A 20,639-nucleotide genomic window follows, 5' to 3' on the forward strand; every position below is an offset into this window, starting at 1 on the left:
TTGCATTTTCCAAAGCATACAGTGAGTGTTGAATCAACATATAATTCTTTCATTGCCGCAACCGAAAAAATTTTGAAAGTTCAGAGATTCTGCAAGAATCATGTCGACGATTTTTTTGCCCGATTATAGGACTAAATATACCTGTAGACGATTCTTTTATTCTATGTAAAAAAGGCGGCGAAAGTTTCATTTTTGGCATCCCCATACCATTTTCTACTTTTTAGGAATTGGGACACATAAAAAATCATGGGCAAGGCTTGCTTCAGGAAATACAGCCCTTGCTTCAGCCAGAAGCATTTGACAATCCTTTTCGCCTTGATATCGCGAGCTAATATGCGTCAGCCATAACGTTTTTGCGTTTGCCTCTAAAGCAATTTGCGCTGCTTGAACTGTTGTCGAATGAAAATAATTGTAGGCCAAAAGCTCTTCATCCTTTGCAAATGTCGCCTCATGCACTAAAACATCCGCATCCTTTGATAATTCGACGCTTTGCTTGCAATATCTTGTATCACCCAAAATCGAAACAATCCGTCCTTTTTTGACAGGACCTAAAAAATCTTTTCCATTCAAAACTCTTCCATCAGCAAGTTGGACTGTTTCGCCATTTTTTAATTTTTTGTATATAGGTCCTGGTTTTACTCCAATTTCTTTTAATCGATCCGCTAAAAGTGTTCCGGGCAGATCCTTCTCTATAATCCGATAACCGAATGAAGGGATGCCGTGCTCCAATTTCTTTACCTTAACGATGAATTGATCATCCTCAAAAACGGTTTCATCGTCAAATATTTCTTTTGTAATAAGCGGATATTTAAGATGAGTAAAGCTTAACTTCAAAGTTTGTTCCACAAATTCTTTAATGCCGGGAGGACCGTAAATTACGAGCGGGCTCTCGGCGCCATGAAAGGATCTTGTTCCTAACAAACCGGGAAGTCCGTATATATGATCACCATGCAAATGCGTAATAAAAATTTTTTCAATTTTTGCCGGTTTGATGTTCGTATATAAAATCCGGTGCTGTGTCGCCTCGCCGCAATCAAACAGCCAAATAGAACCGCGTTCTTCAAGCAATTCAAGCGCAATGGAAGACACATTTCGATGTTTGGCCGGCAGACCAGCACCTGTTCCTAAAAAATAAAGATTCAACGTTCGCTCCTCCAAATGTCTTTTTATCTGTTATTATAATACATTCATTCAATATTTAGCAGAAAAATCAGCAAATATTATTTGCGTTACAGTACGTTTACCTTTAAAATTAAATATTTGAACGGGTACATATTTTTAGCAAAATTTATAGCAAAACGATAAAGTGAGGTACGTTCAGTGAATACAATCCAGTTACCAAAAGCAATCATCATTATATTCGGAGCAACAGGAGATTTAGCAAAACGGAAATTATTCCCATCCATTTACCGTTTATATCAAAGCGGTAAGATCAGCGAAGAATTCGCGGTCGTTGGCGTGGCAAGAAGACCATGGACGAACGAAACGTTCAGGGAAAATGTTAAAGATTCCGTTGAAAATGCAGTTTCCGTCAACAGCGATCTAACATCCTTTACTTCGCATTTTTATTATCATCCGTTTGATGTATCGAACCAGTCTTCGTATCACAGCTTAAAAAGCTTACTTTCCGACTTGGATGAAAAATATCAAACGGAAGGGAACCGAGTCTTTTACTTGGCGATGGCGCCTGAATTTTTCGGAATCATCGCTAACAATTTAAAAGAGCACGGTTTAAAAGATACAAACGGATGGACAAGACTTGTCATTGAAAAGCCGTTCGGCCATGACCTAGCTTCCGCCCAAAAATTAAACGATGAAATCCGCGCCGCATTCGATGAAGAGCAAATTTACCGAATCGACCACTATTTAGGAAAAGAAATGGTGCAAAATATTGAAGTCATTCGATTTGCCAATGCGCTTTTTGAACATTTATGGAATAACCGTTTTATTTCCAATATTCAAATTACTTCAAGCGAATCACTCGGCGTGGAAGACCGGGGCAACTATTATGAAACATCCGGTGCGCTCAGAGATATGGTGCAAAACCATATGCTGCAGATGGTGGCCTTGCTTGCGATGGAACCGCCAATTAAATTAACGACTGACGAAATTCGTTCCGAAAAAATTAAAGTGCTTCGTGCTTTACGGCCAATTCAGGAAAATGAAGTCGACAGCTATTTTGTAAGAGGCCAATATACAAAGGGAATAATTAATGGAAAAGAGGTTATCGGCTACCGAGAAGAAGCAAATGTAGATCCCGATTCCAATACAGAAACGTTTGTGGCCGGAAAGATTTTGATTGACAATTACCGTTGGGCAGGCGTTCCTTTTTACATTCGCACAGGAAAGCGGATGAAAGAAAAATCAACAAAAATTGTTGTCGAATTTAAAGATATTCCAATGAACCTATACTTTAAAAAGGAAAGCGACCGCGTTCCAAACTTGCTTGTCATCCATATCCAGCCTGATGAAGGGATTACGCTTCATCTCAATGCCAAAAAAGCGGGAGTAAGCTCAGAGGCTACACCAATTAAGCTTTCTTACAACAATAACGGCATCGACGGCATGAACACTCCGGAGGCATATGAAAGATTGCTATATGATTGCATGCAAGGCGATGCCACGAATTTTACCCACTGGGATGAAGTCGCCTTATCATGGGCATATGTTGATCCGATTTCAAATGCATGGTCCCGTAAAAAAGCAGCCTTCCCTAACTATGAGGCAGGCTCGATGGGTCCTAAAGAAGCGGATGAACTTCTTGCCAAAGACGGCTTCCATTGGTGGCCGATCTAATGACATTTTTCAATTTAAAAGTGTTGCCTTATTAAAACACCCCTTGTACAAATAGGGGTGTTTTATCATATTGATGCTTTAATGATTAATAACGAATATCAAACTTTTGAAAGCCTTCCACTTCATCATGTTCCGTTAATTGTATATTTTCAACTTTTGAAAAAGGACTACCTTTTTGAATAGAGGCAAGAAAGTTCTGTAAATTTTGCTCCTCTCCTTCTGCAACGATTTCAACCGTTCCGTCCATCTTGTTTCGAACCCAACCGGAAATTTGGTGCTCGACCGCTTTTGATTGCGTAAAATATCGAAACCCCACTCCTTGCACACGTCCTGAAACAATGATATGGTATTGCTTCATTTTTTCACTCCTTTCATAAATATTCTTCATTTCTATCTTAATTTATTTTTTACCGAATTTAGATATAAACGAAACGGTTTGTGAAAGAATTAATCAAAAAAGTGATAGTTAAAAAATATATCCAATAGAGGCTGTCTAAAAAGTCAAATCCTCATTGAAAAATATCAATCTATCAACATTTCTAAAACATTAAAAGAGCGTCTATAAGCCGAAAAACGACTTATTAAACATCCCCATCCAAATTATAGAAAGTAAAGTTCATAGGGGGAATTTACACAATAATTTGGACTTGACCAAAGAATTTTGCAAGTTAAAAAGATAGAAAATCAATATAAGATGGAAAAAATCCAATCACAACTAACGCCAACCGAATGAAAAATATTAGAGTTCATAGATAATACGTGAAATTGCAGATGAAATGTTCATTTCCATCCGAACGGTCAAAAACCATGTCAACAACATTTTAAAAAATGGAAGAAAAAAGCAGCAAAAAAAAAAAAAAAAAAAAAAAATTAGGCTTATTTAAGAGGTAAGTTTAGTTATCGAACTTCTTAATTGCTTCTGGAGTTACCTATAGGCTTTTTTATTTATGTGATTTTATATTTAATAAATCACATTCCGTCCTTAGTGATTTTCCTTCGTTGAAATACGATGCCTAAATGACCACAAGAATAGGAAATGAAATGAGGATTATTCCAAGCTTTCCATAGTTTGATATAGTCTTCATAATTATATGGAAATTTTACAGCATACTGGTACATTTTTACCAATACAAATAGGGCTGAAACTATGAATGATATCCAAAGTTCAGCCCTTTTGTCGCAGATTTTTAACTACTTATTTTTTTTACGGCTTGCAATATCTATCCAGACTGCTAGTACAAGAATACTTCCTTTCACAATGTACTGCCAATAGGTGTCCAGCCCCATAAGGGACATTCCATTATCGAGCGATGTCATGACCATGGCCCCTATAATCGCACCAATAATCGTTCCAGATCCGCCCATTAAAGAGGTTCCGCCAATGACACATGCAGCGATAGCATCTAATTCATACATCTGACCAGCCGAAATGGTAGCAGAAGAAAGACGAGCTGTTAACACAATTGCTGCAACGGCTGATAACAATCCGCTAAATACAAACAGCAGCATCGTGCGACTTTTAATATTAATTCCTGATAAACGCGCAGCTTCTGAATTTCCGCCAATTGCATAAATATGACGGCCAAATGTTGTGTTATTCGCAATAAATGAAAAAATGACTGCCAAACCGATAACAAATATAATGGGAAACGGAATTCCTTTATAGCTGTTCATCGTGATGACGAATAAAACAATGAGTGAGCTAAGAAAAAGTATTTTCATGATTTCCAATGAAAGAGGCATTACTTCAAATCCATAATTTAAGCGAGTTTTTCGTTTTCTTATTGTTAAAATAACCAAAATGACTACTGCTAGTATGGCCAACACAATCCCAAACATATTTGTAAAATAGGCACTTCCAAGGGCAATAAAATTCGCATCAAAAATAGGAATGGTTGTTGATTTCGTTATTCCCATTAAGATACCGCGAAATGCCATCATACCGCCTAAAGTGACAATAAATGCAGGAATTGCCTGATAGGCAACTAGCCAACCCTGAAGTAGGCCAACAATTGCACCAGCAACTAACGTGATAACAATGACAACAATCGTTGGCATTCCCATCCAGTTACTAAATATGGCAGCAATACCTCCTGTAAGACCTACAATGGATCCGACAGATAAGTCAATGTGTCCGGCAACAATAACGAGGACCATTCCAATCGCTAAAATAGAAGTAACAGACATTTGAGTGAATAAATTTGAAAGGTTACGCGCTGTTAAGAATGTATCGTTCAAAATTCCAAAGAACAGCCAAATCGCAACTATGGCACCAATCATCGTGTAAGCCCGTACGTCAATTTTTCCGATTATATCTTTCAACGACTTTTTTTTGACATTTGTCTTTTGTTGAGCCGTCACTTTTAATTCCATTTATTTCCCTCCTCCCGTTGCTGCTGACATAATTTTTTCTTGTGTGGCTTCTTCTTTCGTCAGTTCTTTCACAAATCTGCCTTCGTTCATGACCAGAATTCGATCGCTCATACCAAGTATTTCAGGCAGCTCTGATGAGATCATAATGATTGCGACTCCTTCATTAACCAGCTGATTCATTAATTGATAAATCTCATATTTTGCCCCTACATCAATTCCCCGTGTAGGTTCATCTAAAATTAAAATTTTCGGCTTAGACATCAACCATTTGGCAATAACGACTTTTTGCTGATTCCCTCCCGATAATGCTCCAACTTTCGTTTCGAGAGATGCCGTTTTAGTTTTTAACTTCTGGACAAACTGTTGGCTTGATTTCATTTCTTCATTATGGTTCATAACGCCCCATTTGCTAATTTTTTTCAAACTGGCAAGAGTGGTATTTGTTTTCACATCCATACTTAAAACAAGACCAAAGCGTTTTCGATCTTCTGTCACTAATGCTATCCCTTCATTAATAGCATCTTGAACATTGCGAATGTGAACCTTTTTACCTTCTATCCATACCTCGCCTTCCCGTTTTCCCTCATATGCTCCAAAAAGACTTGTGGCAAGCTCTGATCTACCAGACCCCATTAATCCAGCTATTCCAAGGATTTCTCCTTTTCTAAGTGAAAAGGAAATATTATCATTTACCTTCATTTTTGGCATGTCTGGATGCCAGACAGAATAGTTTTTCACTTCAAGAATCGTTTCTTTTGGAGTTCGTTCAGCTTGCGGATATCGTTCCGTTAATTCTCTGCCGACCATTAAAGAAATAATTTCATCTTCACTTGTTTCATCTTTGGATAGAGTTGCAATGGATTTTCCATCACGTAAGACGGTTATGGAATCAGCTAAACGAAAAACTTCAGGCATTTTGTGAGAAATGTAAATACATGTTACCCCTTTTTTTCTCAATTCCTCTAAAATTCCCATTAATATTTCGACTTCACTCTCTGTTAAGGCAGCTGTCGGTTCATCTAAAATCAATATCTTCGTATTTTTAGACAAAGCTTTGGCAATTTCCACAAGTTGTTGCTGCCCGATGCCAAGTGAATAGATTTTCGTTTGAGGAGCCACATTTAAACCTACTGCATTTAACCATTCGGATGACTCATAAAACAATTGATCCCATTGGATGACGCCATATTTTTTCGGTTCTGCTCCTAGAAAAATGTTCTCTCCAACTGTCAAATCTTTAACGAGTGCAAGTTCTTGGTGAATAATTGCAATCCCTGCCTTTTCTGCATCTTTAATATTGCGGAAATGTACAGGGGTTCCGTTTATACGAATCTCTCCTGAATATGTTCCAGTTGGATATAATCCACTTAATACTTTCATTAACGTCGATTTACCCGCTCCATTTTCACCACAGAGCGCATGAATTTCACCTTTTTTCACTTTAAATGTTACACGGTCTAATGCTTTCACTCCGGGAAACTCTTTTGTTATTTGATCCATCTCTAACGAATACAACCATCTTCCCTCCCATTCGCAGCATGATAGAATGAGAAAGGTCTGACTCTTTTGGAAGAGTCAGCCTTTATAACATTTAATTCTGTTTTGGCCATTGATCTTTTGGAACATTTTGATAGACATCTTCTAATTTGTGAAATCCATCTTTAATGACAGTATCTAGAACATTTTCTTTCGTTACAGCAATAGGATCGAGAAGGATAGATGGAACATCGATTTTACCGTTCGGTATTTTTTGATCTGTTTCGATTTTTTCTCCTTTTGCAACAGCTACAGCTATTTCAGCCGCTTTCGTGGCAATAGCATGAATTGGTTTATAAACCGTCATTGTTTGCGTTCCTTCCACGATGCGTTGCAGCGCAGCCAACTCTGCATCTTGACCAGACACAGGGATTTTCCCTGCCAGTCCTTGAGCCGCTAATGCTTGAATGGCGCCGCCAGCTGTGCCATCATTTGCTGCTATAACTGCTTGAATATTATTTTTATTTGCTGTTAAAGCGTTTTCCATATTTTTCAATGCTTCTTCAGGCTTCCAGTCCTTTGAGAACTGATCATAAACAATCTTAATATCCCCTTTTTCTTCAAGCGGTTTTAACACATTCATAGCTCCTTCACGGAATAGGTGTGCATTATTATCTGTATCGGCACCACCGATGTATACATAGTTTCCAGTCGGTGCTTGCTTAACAATCTCTTTCGCCTGCATTTCCCCAACTCGAACATTGTCAAAAGATACATAGTAGTCTACATCTGCATTTTTAATCAGGCGGTCATACGAAATAACCTTAATTCCTTCTTTATGCGCTTTGTCAACAATAGCTGCTGTAGCTTCTGCATTATGTGGTACAACAACTAACACATCTACCCCTTCGGAAATTAATTGTTCTGCTTGATTCAATTGAGCAGCATCATCGCCATTAGCCGCAAGCGTTTTTACTTCTGCTCCTAATTCCTTTACCTTTGCTTCAAACAGGTCTTTATCGCGCTGCCAGCGCTCCTCCTTTAACGTATCCATTGAGAAACCAACCACAATTTTGTCGCCATCTTCTTTTGCTTGACTGCTTTTGTCCTCGTCTCCCGATGAAACAACGCCGCATCCTGTTAAAGCAGAAGCTAAAACAAGTGATGCAGCTGCCATCGATAAAGTTTTCCACCATTTCTTCATTTGAAACCCCCCTCGTAATGTTTACGCTTTCATTTTTAAGCCTATCACGCATATGAAAACGATTTCTTTCTTATTTCCTTCACTTTTTCGACTTATAAAGGGACATTTTTCACCTGTAAAAATTTTACTGACTACCAAAATAGGATTCTTTTAATATTTGTCAAAAAAGTGCTAAAAAAAAGAGCACCCCTCCTGCACGTATAGGAGAAGTGATCGAATTTATCATTTATTTTTCTGCAGTTGGTTTCGATACTCTTTTGGCGTCATTTTTGTAACTTTTTTAAAAACTCGGCTAAAATAGTTAGGATCGTTATAACCAACATAATAAGAGATTTCTTTTACGTTAAGGTGGTATTGTTTCATCAGTTCTTTCGCTTTTTCAATACGCATGTGTGTTAAAAAATCAGAGAACGTTTGGCCCGTTTCCTGTTTAAATCGTTTACTAAAATAGTGTGGATGAAAATTCATCAATTGAGCGACTTCCTCTAGTGTAATATCTTCGTGAAAATGATCAGAAATAAATTGAAGTGCTATATCTAGTCCCTTCGTATTCTCTGAATTTAGTAAAGCTCGATTCTTTTCTTTCTTGTCTGAATCGTGTGCAGCCTCTACTTCTGAAATATGTTTTACCCGTCCAAAATACGGTTGAGATGTTACAGCCAGAAGAGCTTCTTGATATGACTTTTTAAAGCCTTGAATATCCTTTTGCAAAGTACCAATTCCTATTTTAATTTTTTTGTTTGTTCGTTTTTCGATTTCCTTCAACCATTTCATGGAAAGAGTAATCCATTGATTTCTCGTCATGTCCTGATCGGAAGGAAAAGAAAATATCGTCATACGATGATCGATTAAAGGACTGCATATACACTCTTGTTTATTTTTCATATACCTTTTGACAATTTGGTATAAATCTTGTTTCTCTTCCATCTTTATATCGGAAAATTCAATGACAAAGGCTACACTAGTTCGGTGAGGGATTTTTAACAGAGAAAGCAATTCATCCACGTCTGTTTCTGATACTGCATCCATCATAATCATTAGGGCACATTCGGATTCACTAATTGAAAAAAGGTGTCCCAGCTTTTCTTTCATTTTCAGTTCCTTCTCACGATTTAGCAATTCTTCTTCTAATTCTGATATACATTTTTTCAACACAGAGACAATTTTCTCTTTTTTAGCTGGTTTTAAAATATAATCATTCACACCGAGTTCAATGGCTTCTTTTGCATAGGAAAAATAATCAAATGCAGTTAATATAATGATTTTAATCTTAGGATTTTGTTTTTTTATTTCTTCAATCGCCTCCAGTCCTTGAATACCAGGCATTTTTAAATCCATAAATATAATTTCCGGCTGATGCTTTTCCATCTGTTGTATCGCCAATCGGCCATTTTCAGCATGAAAAATTTGAAATTGATTGGGCAAACATTTTTGAATCATCAATTCTAACCCTTCACGCTCTAGAGGTTCATCATCTGCAATGAGAAGTTTATACATGCATCTTTTCCCCCCTTACTCTTGGTAATGACAACAAAATCGTGGTGCCGCGACCTTGCTTGCTTTTAATATCCACGATATCATGTACTTGGTAAAATAATCGCAAACGTCGAAACACATTTTCCATTCCTAATCCTGTTGAATGTCCTGTTGATTTTTTAATTGAAAAAGATGGTGACTCGAGTATTGTTTTCACAATCCTTTCATCCATCCCTACACCATTATCCGAAATTTTCACCAACACTCTTCCTTCTTTTTCTTTGACGCTTAACTCAATAACAGCTCCTGATTCCATTGATTCGATCCCGTGGACAAAAGCATTTTCAAGCAAAGGCTGAATCGTAAGTGCAGGTATTGATTGGTCTAAACAATGATTATCAATCTCCATTTGAAATGAAATACGGTCACGAAATCGTGCTTTTTGTATGGCAAAATACTCTTTTGCATTTTCAATTTCTTCACGCAGCATGACAGGTTCGTTTAATTTCCGCAAATTATATCGTAATAAATTGGAAGTAGAAATGGTTAGTTCACTCGTTTTTTCAGCTCCTTCAATATATGCAAGCTTTGAGATCACATTTAATGTGTTAAATAAAAAGTGCGGGTTAATTTGACTTTGAAGTGCTTTTAACTCTAATTCTCTCATTAATTTTTCTTTTTCTAGTATTTCCATATTTTTAGAGATTAATTTTCGTAAATTTTCAATCATCTGATTAAACACTTTTCCTAGTACCCCAACCTCATCATTTGGCTGGTATATCGGCACGTTCGTATTTAAGTCTCCCGCAGCGACTTGTTTAGCTGTTTGAACAAGCTGCTGAATGGGAATGACGATACTTCGAGACAGCCAGATAGCAAATACGATACTTAATGCTGTGGTTACAATAAACAAACTTCCTCCCCATTTATTCATATTTTCGTTAATTGCCAACATACTATTATACACAGGCTGGTATTCACTCAATTCCATGTCTACTAGTTGTTGGCTATCCTCCCGAATGAAAGAAGCAACTCTTTCTATTTCTTTGAATTGATCAGCTTGATCCAGAAATTTTTTTTCTTTTAAGTTTGTTAAAATAGCTTCTTCCAGTTGGAGAAAAGTATTGATCATATTTTTGTAATTATCAACTACTAAAGCATTACTGGCCGAATTGTTGCTTAAATTACTTTGCAGAGCTTCTAAATTAGCTTTATGTTTAATTAGCAAGTTAAGATTTTCTTTGTCTTGATATATGAGATAGCTGCTTAAATAGCGAAGATTTTCTTGAGTTTCATTGGAAATTTGTTTGTATAAGTAAATACGATGGACCATGAAGTCATAGCTCTTTTGAACTTTTTTTCCACTATCAAAAATAAAAAATGCTATAGTATTGAGTAAAATGACGAGCAATGGAATAAAGATAAACAATTTTGTCCGTATATTCACGGTGTTACCTCCATTTGTACGTTTGATGCATCTACTTTTTTGCTTGAAGTAAAATATACGTTTGGAATAGGTTGTCCTTGCAAATGCTTGGACATTAATTGAACAGCAATAAAACCCATTTCATATGGTTTTTGAATGATGGTTGCTGTAATCTCTCCTTTTTTTATTGCCAATAATGTTTCTTCGACGTCATCAAATCCAAAAATTTGAATATCGGATCGTTGCAAATTTTTCACAGCCACTGTCATACCAATTGCATCTAAAGCACTTGTCCCAACCATCACTGAAATATCGGGATATTTTCTTAACATAATATCAGCTTGAATGGACGCTTGTATTCTTGAAATATTGGATGCTTGGACTTCCACTACTTCTAACCTTGGATGTTGTTTAATAACTGACAAAAAACCATCTAGCCGCTCCTGTTGATTGTCAGATGATTCACTCCCAATAATAACCCCAATTTTATGCTGCCCTGTTGTCATATCTACCACGGTTTTCCCAAGCAATTGACCAGCTGCAAAATTGTCTGTCCCTACATAGGAAAGACGACGGCTCGCTTTAGCATCTGTATCAATTGTGATAATTGGAATATTTTTGGATATTGCTTTATTAATGATTGGAGTAAATGTTTCTTCATCCAAACTTTGAACAATGATTCCATCTACTTTAGAAGCAATTGCTTTTTCTAATAACTTAATCTGTTCTTCAATACTTGTTCGTAACGGAGCGACATATTCAACTTCTACTTGAAACTTTTTTGCAGCATCCTGAGCACCTTTTTCTACTTTCCGCCAGTATGGATTATCGAATTCTTGAGCAATAAGAATAAAATGCGGAGGTTCTTCATGTAGGGAAACCCTTTTGTCAAGAGCTTCCACTGTCTCTTCCATCTGCTTTGACGTCCATATAAATTGAATAAAAACATATAGAAACAAAATAATTAAGAATAAAAAAGTTAATGTCCATCTTTTGTTTGACATATATTTCACCTTTAGCTCAAATAAATTGTAACCGTTTACAGTTAATCCGATTAAATATTTTGATAATCTACAAGCCTTATATCTATTAATATTATTATAAACTAGTGCGATTTCCTTTTTATTTTTCATAAATTTCTCATGTATGACTCCTCATAGGGAAATAATTCATAGCTTTTGTCTTACACTGATCGCTTTTTCCCTTTAGGAGTCTCGCGAATTTCACTTTAAATGAGGATAGCTTTCCATTGAAACATCGTTCTACTATTTTTCGGTAAAAAGGTTAAAAATTAATTATCAAAAATGTTACGGCCGTAGCTTTTTGCATACAAATTTCCATCCTCTAATCACCATTTCTTTACAAAATGAGCCAATGCCAGCAAAGGAAAAATATATTCATAGCTTGGATAATGAATGTAAAATCCGCCAGGTAAGCCTTGACCTTTTGGGTATGTGATTGTCCATGAATTTTCATCTTTTGAATTTAATAAATAGTTCACTGCTTGATTCATTTGTGGTGTAACCGTTTCTTCTGCCGCTGCCAAAGCGTCTAATGCCCACGCGGTATGCACTCTAGTACTAGCTGGTAAAGGGATAAATTTTTTCTGTATATCACTTTTACAAGACTCTCCCCAGCCCCCATCGTCATTTTGAATGGAGTATAACCATTTCACAGCCTTTCGTACGGCAGGGTGATCTCTTCTCACCTTTACTGCGATTAAGCCTGTTAATGCACACCATGATCCATAAATATAACAAATTCCCCATCGTCCATACCAAGAACCATCGCTTCGTTGATTTTTTAAAAGCCACTTTACCCCTTGTTTTATAAACGTTTGATTGTAGCTTGATCGTGTAAAATTCCCTAAAAACTCCAACGTTCTTCCCGTTAAATCAGGCGTTGATGGGTCAAGAAGCATTTTTTCCCCGCCTTCTATCGGAAGCCAAGATAGCGATGACTTATTGACATTTTTTTCGAACGATCCCCAGCCTCCATCATCGTTTTGCATAGACAGGAGCCATTTCATTCCTCGATCCCAAAAGGAGCGATTATTTAATGCTTCTTTTCGCAACGCGCGTAAAGCCGCTGTTGTATCATCAATATCCGGATTCATCGTATTAATATTTGAAAATCCCCATCCCCCCGGTATTTGATACGGATTATGAACAGCCCAATCACCATATAGATAGTGCTGGCGAGAAAGCAAATATTGATTTGCTCTTTGAATAGAAGCTGACGCAGATGGTACACCAGCTTCTTGTAATGAATAGCTTAATAATGCCGTATTCCAAACAGTTGCCGTCGTGTATTGAATATGAGTGTGTCCATCTATTGTTGTCTTCATTGACTTTAGCCCTTGAACAGCCCGAACAATAACTGGATGCTTTTTCGAATATCCTAGAGCCATCAGAGCAAAAATCATTAAAAATGTTGAACTAAAGTAGCTATAAAAGGTACCATCTTGTTCAATTCGATTTAACATATATTGTTCTGCTCGATGTAATGCCAATCGATGAAGCTCAAAAGGAATACCTACTAATTGTTTCATGCCGTCATATATAAACGAAAAAAAAGAACGCCATTCAGAAGAGTCCAAGTCCCAAAGGTCTTCATTTCTATGAACATATAAGTCTGATAAGTCAGGAGTATGCTTTGTCTTTATACTAAACTTGCGATCAGCAGCAATCAATATTGGTATTAAATTGGCTCTTGCATAAACGGAAAAGTCAAAAAAATTTACAGGAAAAGTAGTTGGAAATAAAATGAATTCGATCGGCAGATGAAAGGATTTAGGCCATTTGATTTGGCCCGTTAAAGCAAGCATGACTTTCGTAAACATATTTACTTTTCCAATGCCACCATAGTTTATGATAAACTTCCTAGCTAGTCGCATGTTTGTATTGTTTTGATCGATGAATCCCGAATAAAGTAAAGCATAGTATGCTTCAACTGTTGTGGATAGATTTCCCTTCTCTTCATCGTAAAACAGCTTCCATGCTCCGTTTTTCTCCTGTTTACTTAATATCCTGTCAACGAGTGATTGAATGAATTGTTCATCATGAATTTCCAATGTTCGTAATAAGATAATCATATAACAATCTGTGGCAATACCCGTTTCAAATGGGAAATCCCAAGCTCCGTCAAAATTTTGCCTCTTTAGGATTAATTCCGCCAATCGATTGATTTCAGCTTCAATTCGTTGTTTCATCCTATTCACCACCACTTCATGTAGTAAGTTTTAGCTTATTCCTATACATATTCAGCTTTTATGGAAGCTATTCGATGAGGGAGGAATAGGATGGTCTTTCCATGGTTGAACAACAATAAATTGATCGATCAACAGCTTTTGAAAATTAAGGAAGATCTCGTCGAAAAAATGAAAAGTAACGTAAATCAGCCTATGCCTCCATTACAAACATGGGAACAAAACATCATTGATTCCATTGTGAACGTGACAAATACACTCAACACTAACAACGTAACTAGAACAGCTGCATATTTAAATTTTTATATCAGGCATCCAGACATCCATTGGGCGCTCTTAGGACATATGGTTTCCCGGAATGGAGGATGGCATATGACAGATTTAAAAGGAGACTTGTTATCAAGGCTAATATCAGAAAAGGAGCAAAAAAACTACTTTTTATTTTTAGAACGTGGAAATTGGTTAATCTTTCAAGATGTATTCCCGCAATTTTTACTTTATCACCACAGCTTGCGCATGAAACGAAACTTATTTTACCTCCTCCCCTATTTAAACGTATCAACATTTATGGAAACAATCTGGAATCACTATTGGGAAAACAGAAACTATTATCTACTGGCAATCGCAACGGTCATCAATGAACAAAACTATTTAGAAAAACATGTTATTCAAAATCATCATTTTCAAAAGACCGTATTAAACACGATTGGTTTCAAGCTTTATGATTTTTTGCGATTTAATCACATCATCTTTCCGTATGTCGAAAATGAAACAAAGCCTGCTTTAATCGGAGCGACGCTGCAGCATTTTGCATCGCTTCATGAACGAATTATGTTAGGTAAACGTTTATATTCTTTGCTTTTTCACCAAGAGAACGTTTTACAAGGAGTGCTGCGTTGGGCAAAAAAAAATAAGCATACAGGTTCGAGAGCAGACTACTGGGGGCACCTCTTTCATCATGTGAAAGAATCATTGCCAGGCACAATCTATAAACGAAGGACAAAAAAGTGCGAGTTGAAAAAAGGAGAGCCGCGCATTTACAGCCCTCAATTAAAATTCGCTTGGGGAAATATCAAACACGAAGACGCGGACAGTGGAGATTGGTTCCATGATTGGAAGGTCATCCACTATTTAAAAGAAGAAACATTTTCAGGCGGGGATATTTATGAAGATTATTGTAAAACAATCGAAAAAATTGAACTTACCATCATGGCGAAAAAAGCAATTTTTCTTAGAAAGGAATAACATTGCTTTACTTGCTGCAGCACTTTTTGCCTCTTTACTTGGAACATACTTAGATTTGATTTTTGTTGAATGCAGATTTTACGCCTTTCCAAAACGATTGTTCCCGAAAATCTTCTCTATTAACATCTTGTTTACGCTCGTCATTCTACCTATTATCACCGCCTCATTTTTAATCGTCATGCATAAAATCCGTCCTTTTGTTCGCCCAATCCTACTTTGCTTAATTGGTATTTTAGCCTGCATTTTTGAACAAGCGGCTGAACGAGCGGGCGTGTTTATCCATTCTTCTAATTGGAATCATTTCTATTCTTTTTTTGGATATATCCTTTTCTTTATAATTATATGGAGATTTTACAGCATACTGGTGAATTCTCCCCAAAACAATTAGGGCTGCAACGTTCAGCCCTTTGAAGCTGTCGATTACGGGAAAAGAGGCTCCCAATAAAAGGATCAATGAGATTCTGGAGAATGATAAATCGGTGATTTTTTCGGTCTTGACAATAATTGCTGTTTTAAGCCCGACAGCATAATTAACGGCATCGATTTTGAAATAGCTGAAGCATCCAGCAAAAATATTATTATATTTGATTTAACACATAATGTTCCAGTTCGCTTTCGCTGTATTGATTGGCAACTTGATGAATTTTCCCGTTTTTCAGCAATAATATTTCATCGGCCAATTTATGGGCGATCGGGATCATATGCGTGGAAAGAAGAACAATATTTCCCCTTCTGGCATAAGAAACGAGCTTCTTATAAGTTTCAGCAATGTTAATCGGGTCTAAAGATACTAGCGGCTCATCCAACAGCAATACCCTCGGTTTTATTAAAAAAGCAACGGCTAAAGCCAGCTGGTGCTTCATTCCATGCGAATAATTGATGACCAGTTCGTGGATAAACGACTGAATTCCTTGTTCTTCACAAAACCTTTCCAATTCATCTTTCGACATATTCAAATGATAGATTTTTTGAATAAAATCTAAGTTGTCAAAGCCAGATAAAAAATCTAGAAAAATTGGCTTCTCTGAAACATAATGAACAAGCTCATTAAGCTTTTTGTTATCTTTTATTATAATCGTGCCGGAATCATAAGCTAGAATGCCGGACAAAATTTTCATCAATGTCGTTTTTCCCGCACCATTCCTCCCTAATAGACAATAGATATTATTTGGTTCTAATGTAAATTGAACTCCTTTTAATATTTCCATTTTCGCCAGATACGACTTTTTTAAATCCGCAACTTGAATCATCTTTTTCAACCCTAACTTATGTTAATTTTTAACATTTCCCTCTATATTTAAAGAGGAGACAACATAATCCCATTGTTGATTCTTAATTGAAGCTGACTGCAAGCCAACGCGACCGCTGTCTTCCCAGCCTATATAAAATGAAGCGAAATGTTGATAAGCTGTCCATGACCGATCGCTGTTGAAAAAGCAGCAAAAATTAGCATAGTGAATAATGTGACAAAAATGGTGCGTTTTATTAATAAATTTTCGTAGAAGCCGATTGTTTAGGTAAATTCCAAGCACGCCATCATTCAAAAATCAATGAAATCGCTCATAAAAGAAGCCTCTTATTCGATCGATTTTATGAAAAATTAAAAATAAAATTGTACAAACACAAATGAGACTTAGCATTTCTCCTAAAAATAAATTGTTTAAACCTATTAGACGCAGCAAGGATTTTATAGCAGCAACGAAGGCAAAAAAGAGAACGATTAAAATCCCGCCTAATTTTTCAAACGCTTTTTCGTCAATAAAATATTTTTCAAATTGATAAATAAACGTACAATAAATGATTAGACTGGAAAATATAAAGGCAAATCCTAATAAAATAAAGGATAATGCTGCCAGATCAGCAGATATCAACTTCGCAGAAATTAGTAAAATCACCACAATGAAGTATTGAACCCATAAAATATACGAAAACATAACAGACGTTTGAATGATCGAAAGTTTATGTCTTTTACAAAGCAAAATGATATTCGAATGATTATGATTCATGAATAGAGAAATAAATAGAAAAACTGTAAAAAGGGATATATCATTCACCTTTATAGGAAGAGATTCGACAAATAGAAACAGCAGAACAGTTAATGTATACGTCACGAAAAAATGGCTGTTGATGATCCCGTTTGATCTTATATAATTGAAAAAAATATATAATGACTTCTTTTTAGGCAAATGGTATTTAGAAAAAGATCGTATTATTTGCTTTTCAATGAATAAATAATCGCAGGCTTTATGAAAGAAAAACAAGCAAATTCCTATTAAAACAATGCCCAGCCAAAACAGCCATCCATGTATTCTCAACTCATATAAATTGACTTCGGTAGGGACAAATTTTATTACAAAATCCGCAAAATCTCCGTGAATAAAATAACGAACGGCAGAACCAACAAAAAATTCAAGATCTTCTTTTTTTCCATTGATGAATAAACAGAGAAGCAAATAAATGAAAGAAATAATGAACCGATTGCTTCCAAAGGGGTAGCTTCGCTTGAACACAAATAATAAAAATTTTATAAATGCCAGCACAAACCCATAGAAGAACAAAAATGAAAAGATTTGCAGAAGAAAAACAAAGCCTGCATAGGAGTTGTAATATGTCTGTACGATAAAAAAAGGCAATGACATGAGCAAAAGAAACAGCCATATTAAAAAGAAGCCTAAAAATTCATTAGTAATGATCAATTTCTTCTTTATGTCTGCAGAAAATCTGCTTTCAATTGCAAAATTGCGAATTTCATCGCTGACACCGCTTCCAGCCTGAATTATACACAGTTGCAAAATAAATAAGATAATCAATAAATTCAATGTTTTTATGGGCAAGGAAATATGGTGAAACAAGATTTGGAATAAGACCGCAAGTACAAACCAGAATATATAAGCAGCCAAACATACAAAAACAGCATATCTTTTCAGTATTTGAAGGATCGGATTAAAAATATTAGACTTCAATCCAATTCCATCGCTTAAATAAAAAAGCCTGTTTATAAATACTTTGATGATTTTATTCGTTAATAAATAGCATAATTTTAAATACATGTCTTATCATACTCGCTTACACAAGTTTAGATCGGTTTTCTCATGAATAAGGATGAATTATGTGATATTTTAAGAGTACTAAATTTTAAAAGCCGCTTTTAGTGCACCCTTTATAATAAACTGCATAACTTCATCCTGATGCCATATTAGAAAAGATCACGTCACATAATGTATTCTTCATCAAATACGCAACCTCCTAAAAATGTAAAAGCCAAATAGACGAATAAAGAAAAAATGGTGAAAAGGAGCGGCTTTTTCCAGCTTAAATTCGCCATTCTTTTCAATAGAATAAAAAGAGTAAAAAGACCTGAGAGTAAAAACGGATTGGCTACAATGAAAAAAATATTCGAAGTATCTCGGAACATAAACAATTGCCAAATAATCGATAACGCTAAAAAAGAAGTGAAAATAAGATAAACTCTATAAAATAAAGAAAATTGTAAAGGAATTCTAAATAGAAATTTTACGAAAAAATGAGTAATGGAAGCTCCTACAAATAATTGCATTATGACTGATAATATAATAAACACGAGGACAATTCCGAAAACTGCATAAGCCGGCGCCCCTTCTTTTTTCAGCATGATTGGAATATTTTCCGCCTCTGAGCCCATCGATATATAGATGGACAGAATGATCGAAATGAACGACAATGTAAAAGCAATAAAAAACAATACATAGCTGGAAAATTTATTATCCTTTATCCATTGGATCATTTTTTATCACTCATCTCGCTTTTTAGCAAATGAATTATAAGTCTAGTTTTATATCTTAATGGAATATATAACCTTTATTTGAATTTATAGTAATTTATGTTGAAATTTTTATCAAGAAAAATTTTGTATTTTTCTTTTTCAAAATGAAAAATAGCAGAACGGTGCTCACGAGAAAGAAATCATGGCGAAATGAAAAAGCATCGGTTAAAACCGATGCTTTTTATCGTTATTTATTCAGCCAATCTGTATGGAAGATGCCTTCTTTGTCAACGCGCTGATACGTATGAGCGCCGAAATAATCGCGCTGTGCTTGAATTAAGTTTGCCGGCAATGTTTCAGTGCGGTAGCTGTCATAATAAGCAAGAGCGGCAGAGAAGCACGGCACTGGAATTCCTCTTTCGATGGCAATCGCAATAACTTGTCGTAAAGCTCCCTGATAGCTTTCAACAATTTCTTTAAAATAAGGGTCCAACAGTAGGTTTGGAAGATCAGGGTCGCGATCGTAAGCGTCTTTGATTTTTTGCAAAAACGCTGCGCGGATGATGCAGCCGCCGCGGAAGATCATGGCAATATCGCCGTATTTTAAATTCCAATTATATTCTTCGCTTGCTGCTTTCATTTGCGCAAACCCTTGAGCATAAGAACAAATTTTGCTCATGTACAGCGCTTTGCGAACGGCTTCAATGAGTTCTTCCTTGCTTCCTTCATAAGGCCGTACATTCGGTCCGCTCAACAGTTTGCTTGCTTTAACACGCTCTTCCTTCATGGCGGAAATAAAACGGGCAAATACCGATTCAGTAATGATCGGAAGAGGGATTCCTAAATCGAGCGCGTCTTGGCTTGTCCATTTTCCTGTTCCTTTTTGCCCGGCGGTGTCAAGAATGACATCGACAAGCGGTTTTCCTGTTTCTTCATCGATTTTTGTGAAAATATCTGCTGTAATTTCAATTAAATAGCTGTCGAGCTCTCCTTTATTCCATTCAGCAAACACTTCATGAAGCTCTTGAGCATTTAACCCTAGAACATGTTTTAAAATGAAGTAAGCTTCGGAAATTAATTGCATATCTCCGTATTCAATGCCGTTATGCACCATTTTTACGTAATGTCCTGCTCCGTCTGGACCAATGTAGGTGGTGCACGGCTCACCATTTACCTTAGCGGCGATCGCTTCAAAAATTGGACGCACAAGCTCATGAGCCTCTTTTTGTCCTCCCGGCATGATGGAAGGGCCTTTTAAAGCTCCTTCTTCCCCGCCGGAAACCCCTGTGCCAATGAAATGGATGCCGCGTTCAGCGAGCTGTTTGCTGCGGCGTTGAGTATCTTTATAATATGTATTTCCGCCGTCAATTAAAATATCTCCTTCATCGAGATATGGAAGAAGCTGTTCAATAGTTGCATCAGTCGCAGCACCCGCTTTAACCATCAGTAAAATTTTTCGAGGCTTTTCAAGAGAATTGACAAATTCCTCTATACTATACGTTCCGACGATTTTTTTTCCTGCTGCTTCTTTTAGCATTTCGTCTGTTTTTTCTGAAGAACGGTTGTAGACAGAAACGCTGTAGCCTCTGCTTTCAATATTCAATGCTAAATTTTTTCCCATTACTGCTAATCCGATAACACCTATTTGCTGTTTTGACATATGAATACGTCCCTTTCTATTTCGAATAACTAT

At 36.3% G+C, this 20,639-nt stretch carries 17 protein-coding genes; 4 read left to right on the forward strand and 13 right to left on the reverse strand.

The annotated features are described in order from the left end of the window. Positions 1 to 213 precede the first annotated feature (213 nt). Positions 214 to 1,143 (reverse strand): ribonuclease Z, encoded by a 930-nt coding sequence (gene rnz, locus NSQ71_RS11920; protein ID WP_094246177.1) that lies wholly within the window; start codon positions 1,141 to 1,143, stop codon positions 214 to 216. A 177-nt stretch (positions 1,144 to 1,320) separates the two neighbouring features. On the opposite strand from rnz, the gene zwf reads away from it, so the two are divergent. After that, positions 1,321 to 2,796: a glucose-6-phosphate dehydrogenase gene (gene zwf, locus NSQ71_RS11925; RefSeq protein ID WP_066247642.1), complete on the forward strand. Its 1,476-nt coding sequence runs from the start codon at positions 1,321 to 1,323 to the stop codon at positions 2,794 to 2,796. An 85-nt stretch (positions 2,797 to 2,881) separates the two neighbouring features. Here the strand turns inward: zwf and NSQ71_RS11930 are convergent, their stop codons facing one another. Next, positions 2,882 to 3,154, reverse strand: coding sequence for an acylphosphatase (locus NSQ71_RS11930; protein WP_094246179.1), 273 nt, complete (start codon positions 3,152 to 3,154; stop codon positions 2,882 to 2,884). 406 nt (positions 3,155 to 3,560) lie between these two features. Between NSQ71_RS11930 and NSQ71_RS18565 the strand changes: the two genes are divergently transcribed. Further along, positions 3,561 to 3,680, forward strand: coding sequence for a hypothetical protein (locus NSQ71_RS18565; protein ID WP_445684710.1), 120 nt, complete (start codon positions 3,561 to 3,563; stop codon positions 3,678 to 3,680). Between the two features lie 307 nt (positions 3,681 to 3,987). Here the strand turns inward: NSQ71_RS18565 and NSQ71_RS11935 are convergent, their stop codons facing one another. From NSQ71_RS11935 to shc, 7 genes are all read right to left on the reverse strand, one after another. Next, positions 3,988 to 5,169 carry a sugar ABC transporter permease gene (locus NSQ71_RS11935; protein ID WP_339211924.1) on the reverse strand — a complete coding sequence of 394 codons (1,182 nt, stop codon included), beginning with the start codon at positions 5,167 to 5,169 and terminating at the stop codon, positions 3,988 to 3,990. Continuing rightward, positions 5,170 to 6,669 (reverse strand): xylose ABC transporter ATP-binding protein, encoded by a 1,500-nt coding sequence (locus NSQ71_RS11940; protein ID WP_130157813.1) that lies wholly within the window; start codon positions 6,667 to 6,669, stop codon positions 5,170 to 5,172. Between the two features lie 91 nt (positions 6,670 to 6,760). Then, positions 6,761 to 7,849, reverse strand: coding sequence for a D-xylose ABC transporter substrate-binding protein (gene xylF / locus NSQ71_RS11945; protein WP_339230421.1), 1,089 nt, complete (start codon positions 7,847 to 7,849; stop codon positions 6,761 to 6,763). Between the two features lie 222 nt (positions 7,850 to 8,071). After that, entirely contained in the window at positions 8,072 to 9,346 is a 1,275-nt protein-coding gene (locus NSQ71_RS11950) for a response regulator (protein WP_066247636.1), read from the reverse strand. Next, positions 9,339 to 10,772, reverse strand: coding sequence for a sensor histidine kinase (locus NSQ71_RS11955; protein WP_445206644.1), 1,434 nt, complete (start codon positions 10,770 to 10,772; stop codon positions 9,339 to 9,341). Before NSQ71_RS11955 ends, NSQ71_RS11950 begins: the two co-directional genes overlap by 8 nt. Further along, positions 10,769 to 11,884: a sugar-binding protein gene (locus NSQ71_RS11960; protein WP_242513817.1), complete on the reverse strand. Its 1,116-nt coding sequence runs from the start codon at positions 11,882 to 11,884 to the stop codon at positions 10,769 to 10,771. The genes NSQ71_RS11955 and NSQ71_RS11960 overlap by 4 nt, the downstream gene beginning before the upstream one ends. Positions 11,885 to 12,099: 215 nt before the next feature. Continuing rightward, positions 12,100 to 13,962, reverse strand: a complete 1,863-nt coding sequence (shc, locus tag NSQ71_RS11965) for a squalene--hopene cyclase (protein WP_339211929.1) — start codon at positions 13,960 to 13,962, stop codon at positions 12,100 to 12,102. A 90-nt stretch (positions 13,963 to 14,052) separates the two neighbouring features. On the opposite strand from shc, the gene NSQ71_RS11970 reads away from it, so the two are divergent. Together NSQ71_RS11970 and NSQ71_RS11975 are read left to right on the forward strand one after the other, a co-directional pair. Continuing rightward, the gene (locus NSQ71_RS11970; RefSeq protein WP_066247631.1) at positions 14,053 to 15,204 is read left to right on the forward strand and encodes a DUF2515 family protein; all 1,152 of its coding nucleotides are present in this window, start codon (positions 14,053 to 14,055) and stop codon (positions 15,202 to 15,204) included. Beyond that, entirely contained in the window at positions 15,125 to 15,592 is a 468-nt protein-coding gene (locus NSQ71_RS11975; protein WP_066247629.1) for a CBO0543 family protein, read from the forward strand. The genes NSQ71_RS11970 and NSQ71_RS11975 overlap by 80 nt, the downstream gene beginning before the upstream one ends. A 190-nt stretch (positions 15,593 to 15,782) precedes the next feature. Here the strand turns inward: NSQ71_RS11975 and NSQ71_RS11980 are convergent, their stop codons facing one another. From NSQ71_RS11980 to gndA, 4 genes are all read right to left on the reverse strand, one after another. Next, complete coding sequence (locus tag NSQ71_RS11980) at positions 15,783 to 16,454, reverse strand: ABC transporter ATP-binding protein (RefSeq protein ID WP_094246181.1); 672 nt, start codon at positions 16,452 to 16,454, stop codon at positions 15,783 to 15,785. 297 nt (positions 16,455 to 16,751) lie between these two features. Continuing rightward, positions 16,752 to 18,254, reverse strand: a complete 1,503-nt coding sequence (locus NSQ71_RS11985) for a hypothetical protein (protein WP_340733984.1) — start codon at positions 18,252 to 18,254, stop codon at positions 16,752 to 16,754. 161 nt (positions 18,255 to 18,415) lie between these two features. Next, a complete protein-coding gene (locus tag NSQ71_RS11990) occupies positions 18,416 to 18,967 on the reverse strand; it encodes a hypothetical protein (RefSeq protein WP_340733985.1) in 552 nt (183 codons plus the stop codon). Positions 18,968 to 19,193: 226 nt separating this feature from the next. Next, positions 19,194 to 20,606, reverse strand: a complete 1,413-nt coding sequence (gene gndA / locus NSQ71_RS11995) for an NADP-dependent phosphogluconate dehydrogenase (protein ID WP_063388147.1) — start codon at positions 20,604 to 20,606, stop codon at positions 19,194 to 19,196. Positions 20,607 to 20,639 lie beyond the last annotated feature (33 nt).

It is taken from the genome of Aeribacillus sp. FSL M8-0235 (assembly GCF_038000355.1).
GTDB lineage: Bacteria > Bacillota > Bacilli > Bacillales > Aeribacillaceae > Aeribacillus > Aeribacillus composti.

Coding starts and splice junctions, on each gene's coding strand:
- NSQ71_RS11930 (WP_094246179.1), bottom strand. CDS start 3,154: ATGAAGCAATACCATATCATTGTTTCAGGACGTGTGCAAGGAGTGGGG.
- NSQ71_RS11935 (WP_339211924.1), bottom strand. CDS start 5,169: ATGGAATTAAAAGTGACGGCTCAACAAAAGACAAATGTCAAAAAAAAG.
- NSQ71_RS11940 (WP_130157813.1), bottom strand. CDS start 6,669: ATGGATCAAATAACAAAAGAGTTTCCCGGAGTGAAAGCATTAGACCGT.
- xylF (WP_339230421.1), bottom strand. CDS start 7,849: ATGAAGAAATGGTGGAAAACTTTATCGATGGCAGCTGCATCACTTGTT.
- NSQ71_RS11950 (WP_066247636.1), bottom strand. CDS start 9,346: ATGTATAAACTTCTCATTGCAGATGATGAACCTCTAGAGCGTGAAGGG.
- NSQ71_RS11960 (WP_242513817.1), bottom strand. CDS start 11,884: ATGAAAAATAAAAAGGAAATCGCACTAGTTTATAATAATATTAATAGA.
- shc (WP_339211929.1), bottom strand. CDS start 13,962: ATGAAACAACGAATTGAAGCTGAAATCAATCGATTGGCGGAATTAATC.
- NSQ71_RS11970 (WP_066247631.1), top strand. CDS start 14,053: ATGGTCTTTCCATGGTTGAACAACAATAAATTGATCGATCAACAGCTT.
- NSQ71_RS11975 (WP_066247629.1), top strand. CDS start 15,125: ATGAAGATTATTGTAAAACAATCGAAAAAATTGAACTTACCATCATGG.
- NSQ71_RS11980 (WP_094246181.1), bottom strand. CDS start 16,454: ATGATTCAAGTTGCGGATTTAAAAAAGTCGTATCTGGCGAAAATGGAA.
- NSQ71_RS11985 (WP_340733984.1), bottom strand. CDS start 18,254: ATGTATTTAAAATTATGCTATTTATTAACGAATAAAATCATCAAAGTA.
- NSQ71_RS11990 (WP_340733985.1), bottom strand. CDS start 18,967: ATGATCCAATGGATAAAGGATAATAAATTTTCCAGCTATGTATTGTTT.
- gndA (WP_063388147.1), bottom strand. CDS start 20,606: ATGTCAAAACAGCAAATAGGTGTTATCGGATTAGCAGTAATGGGAAAA.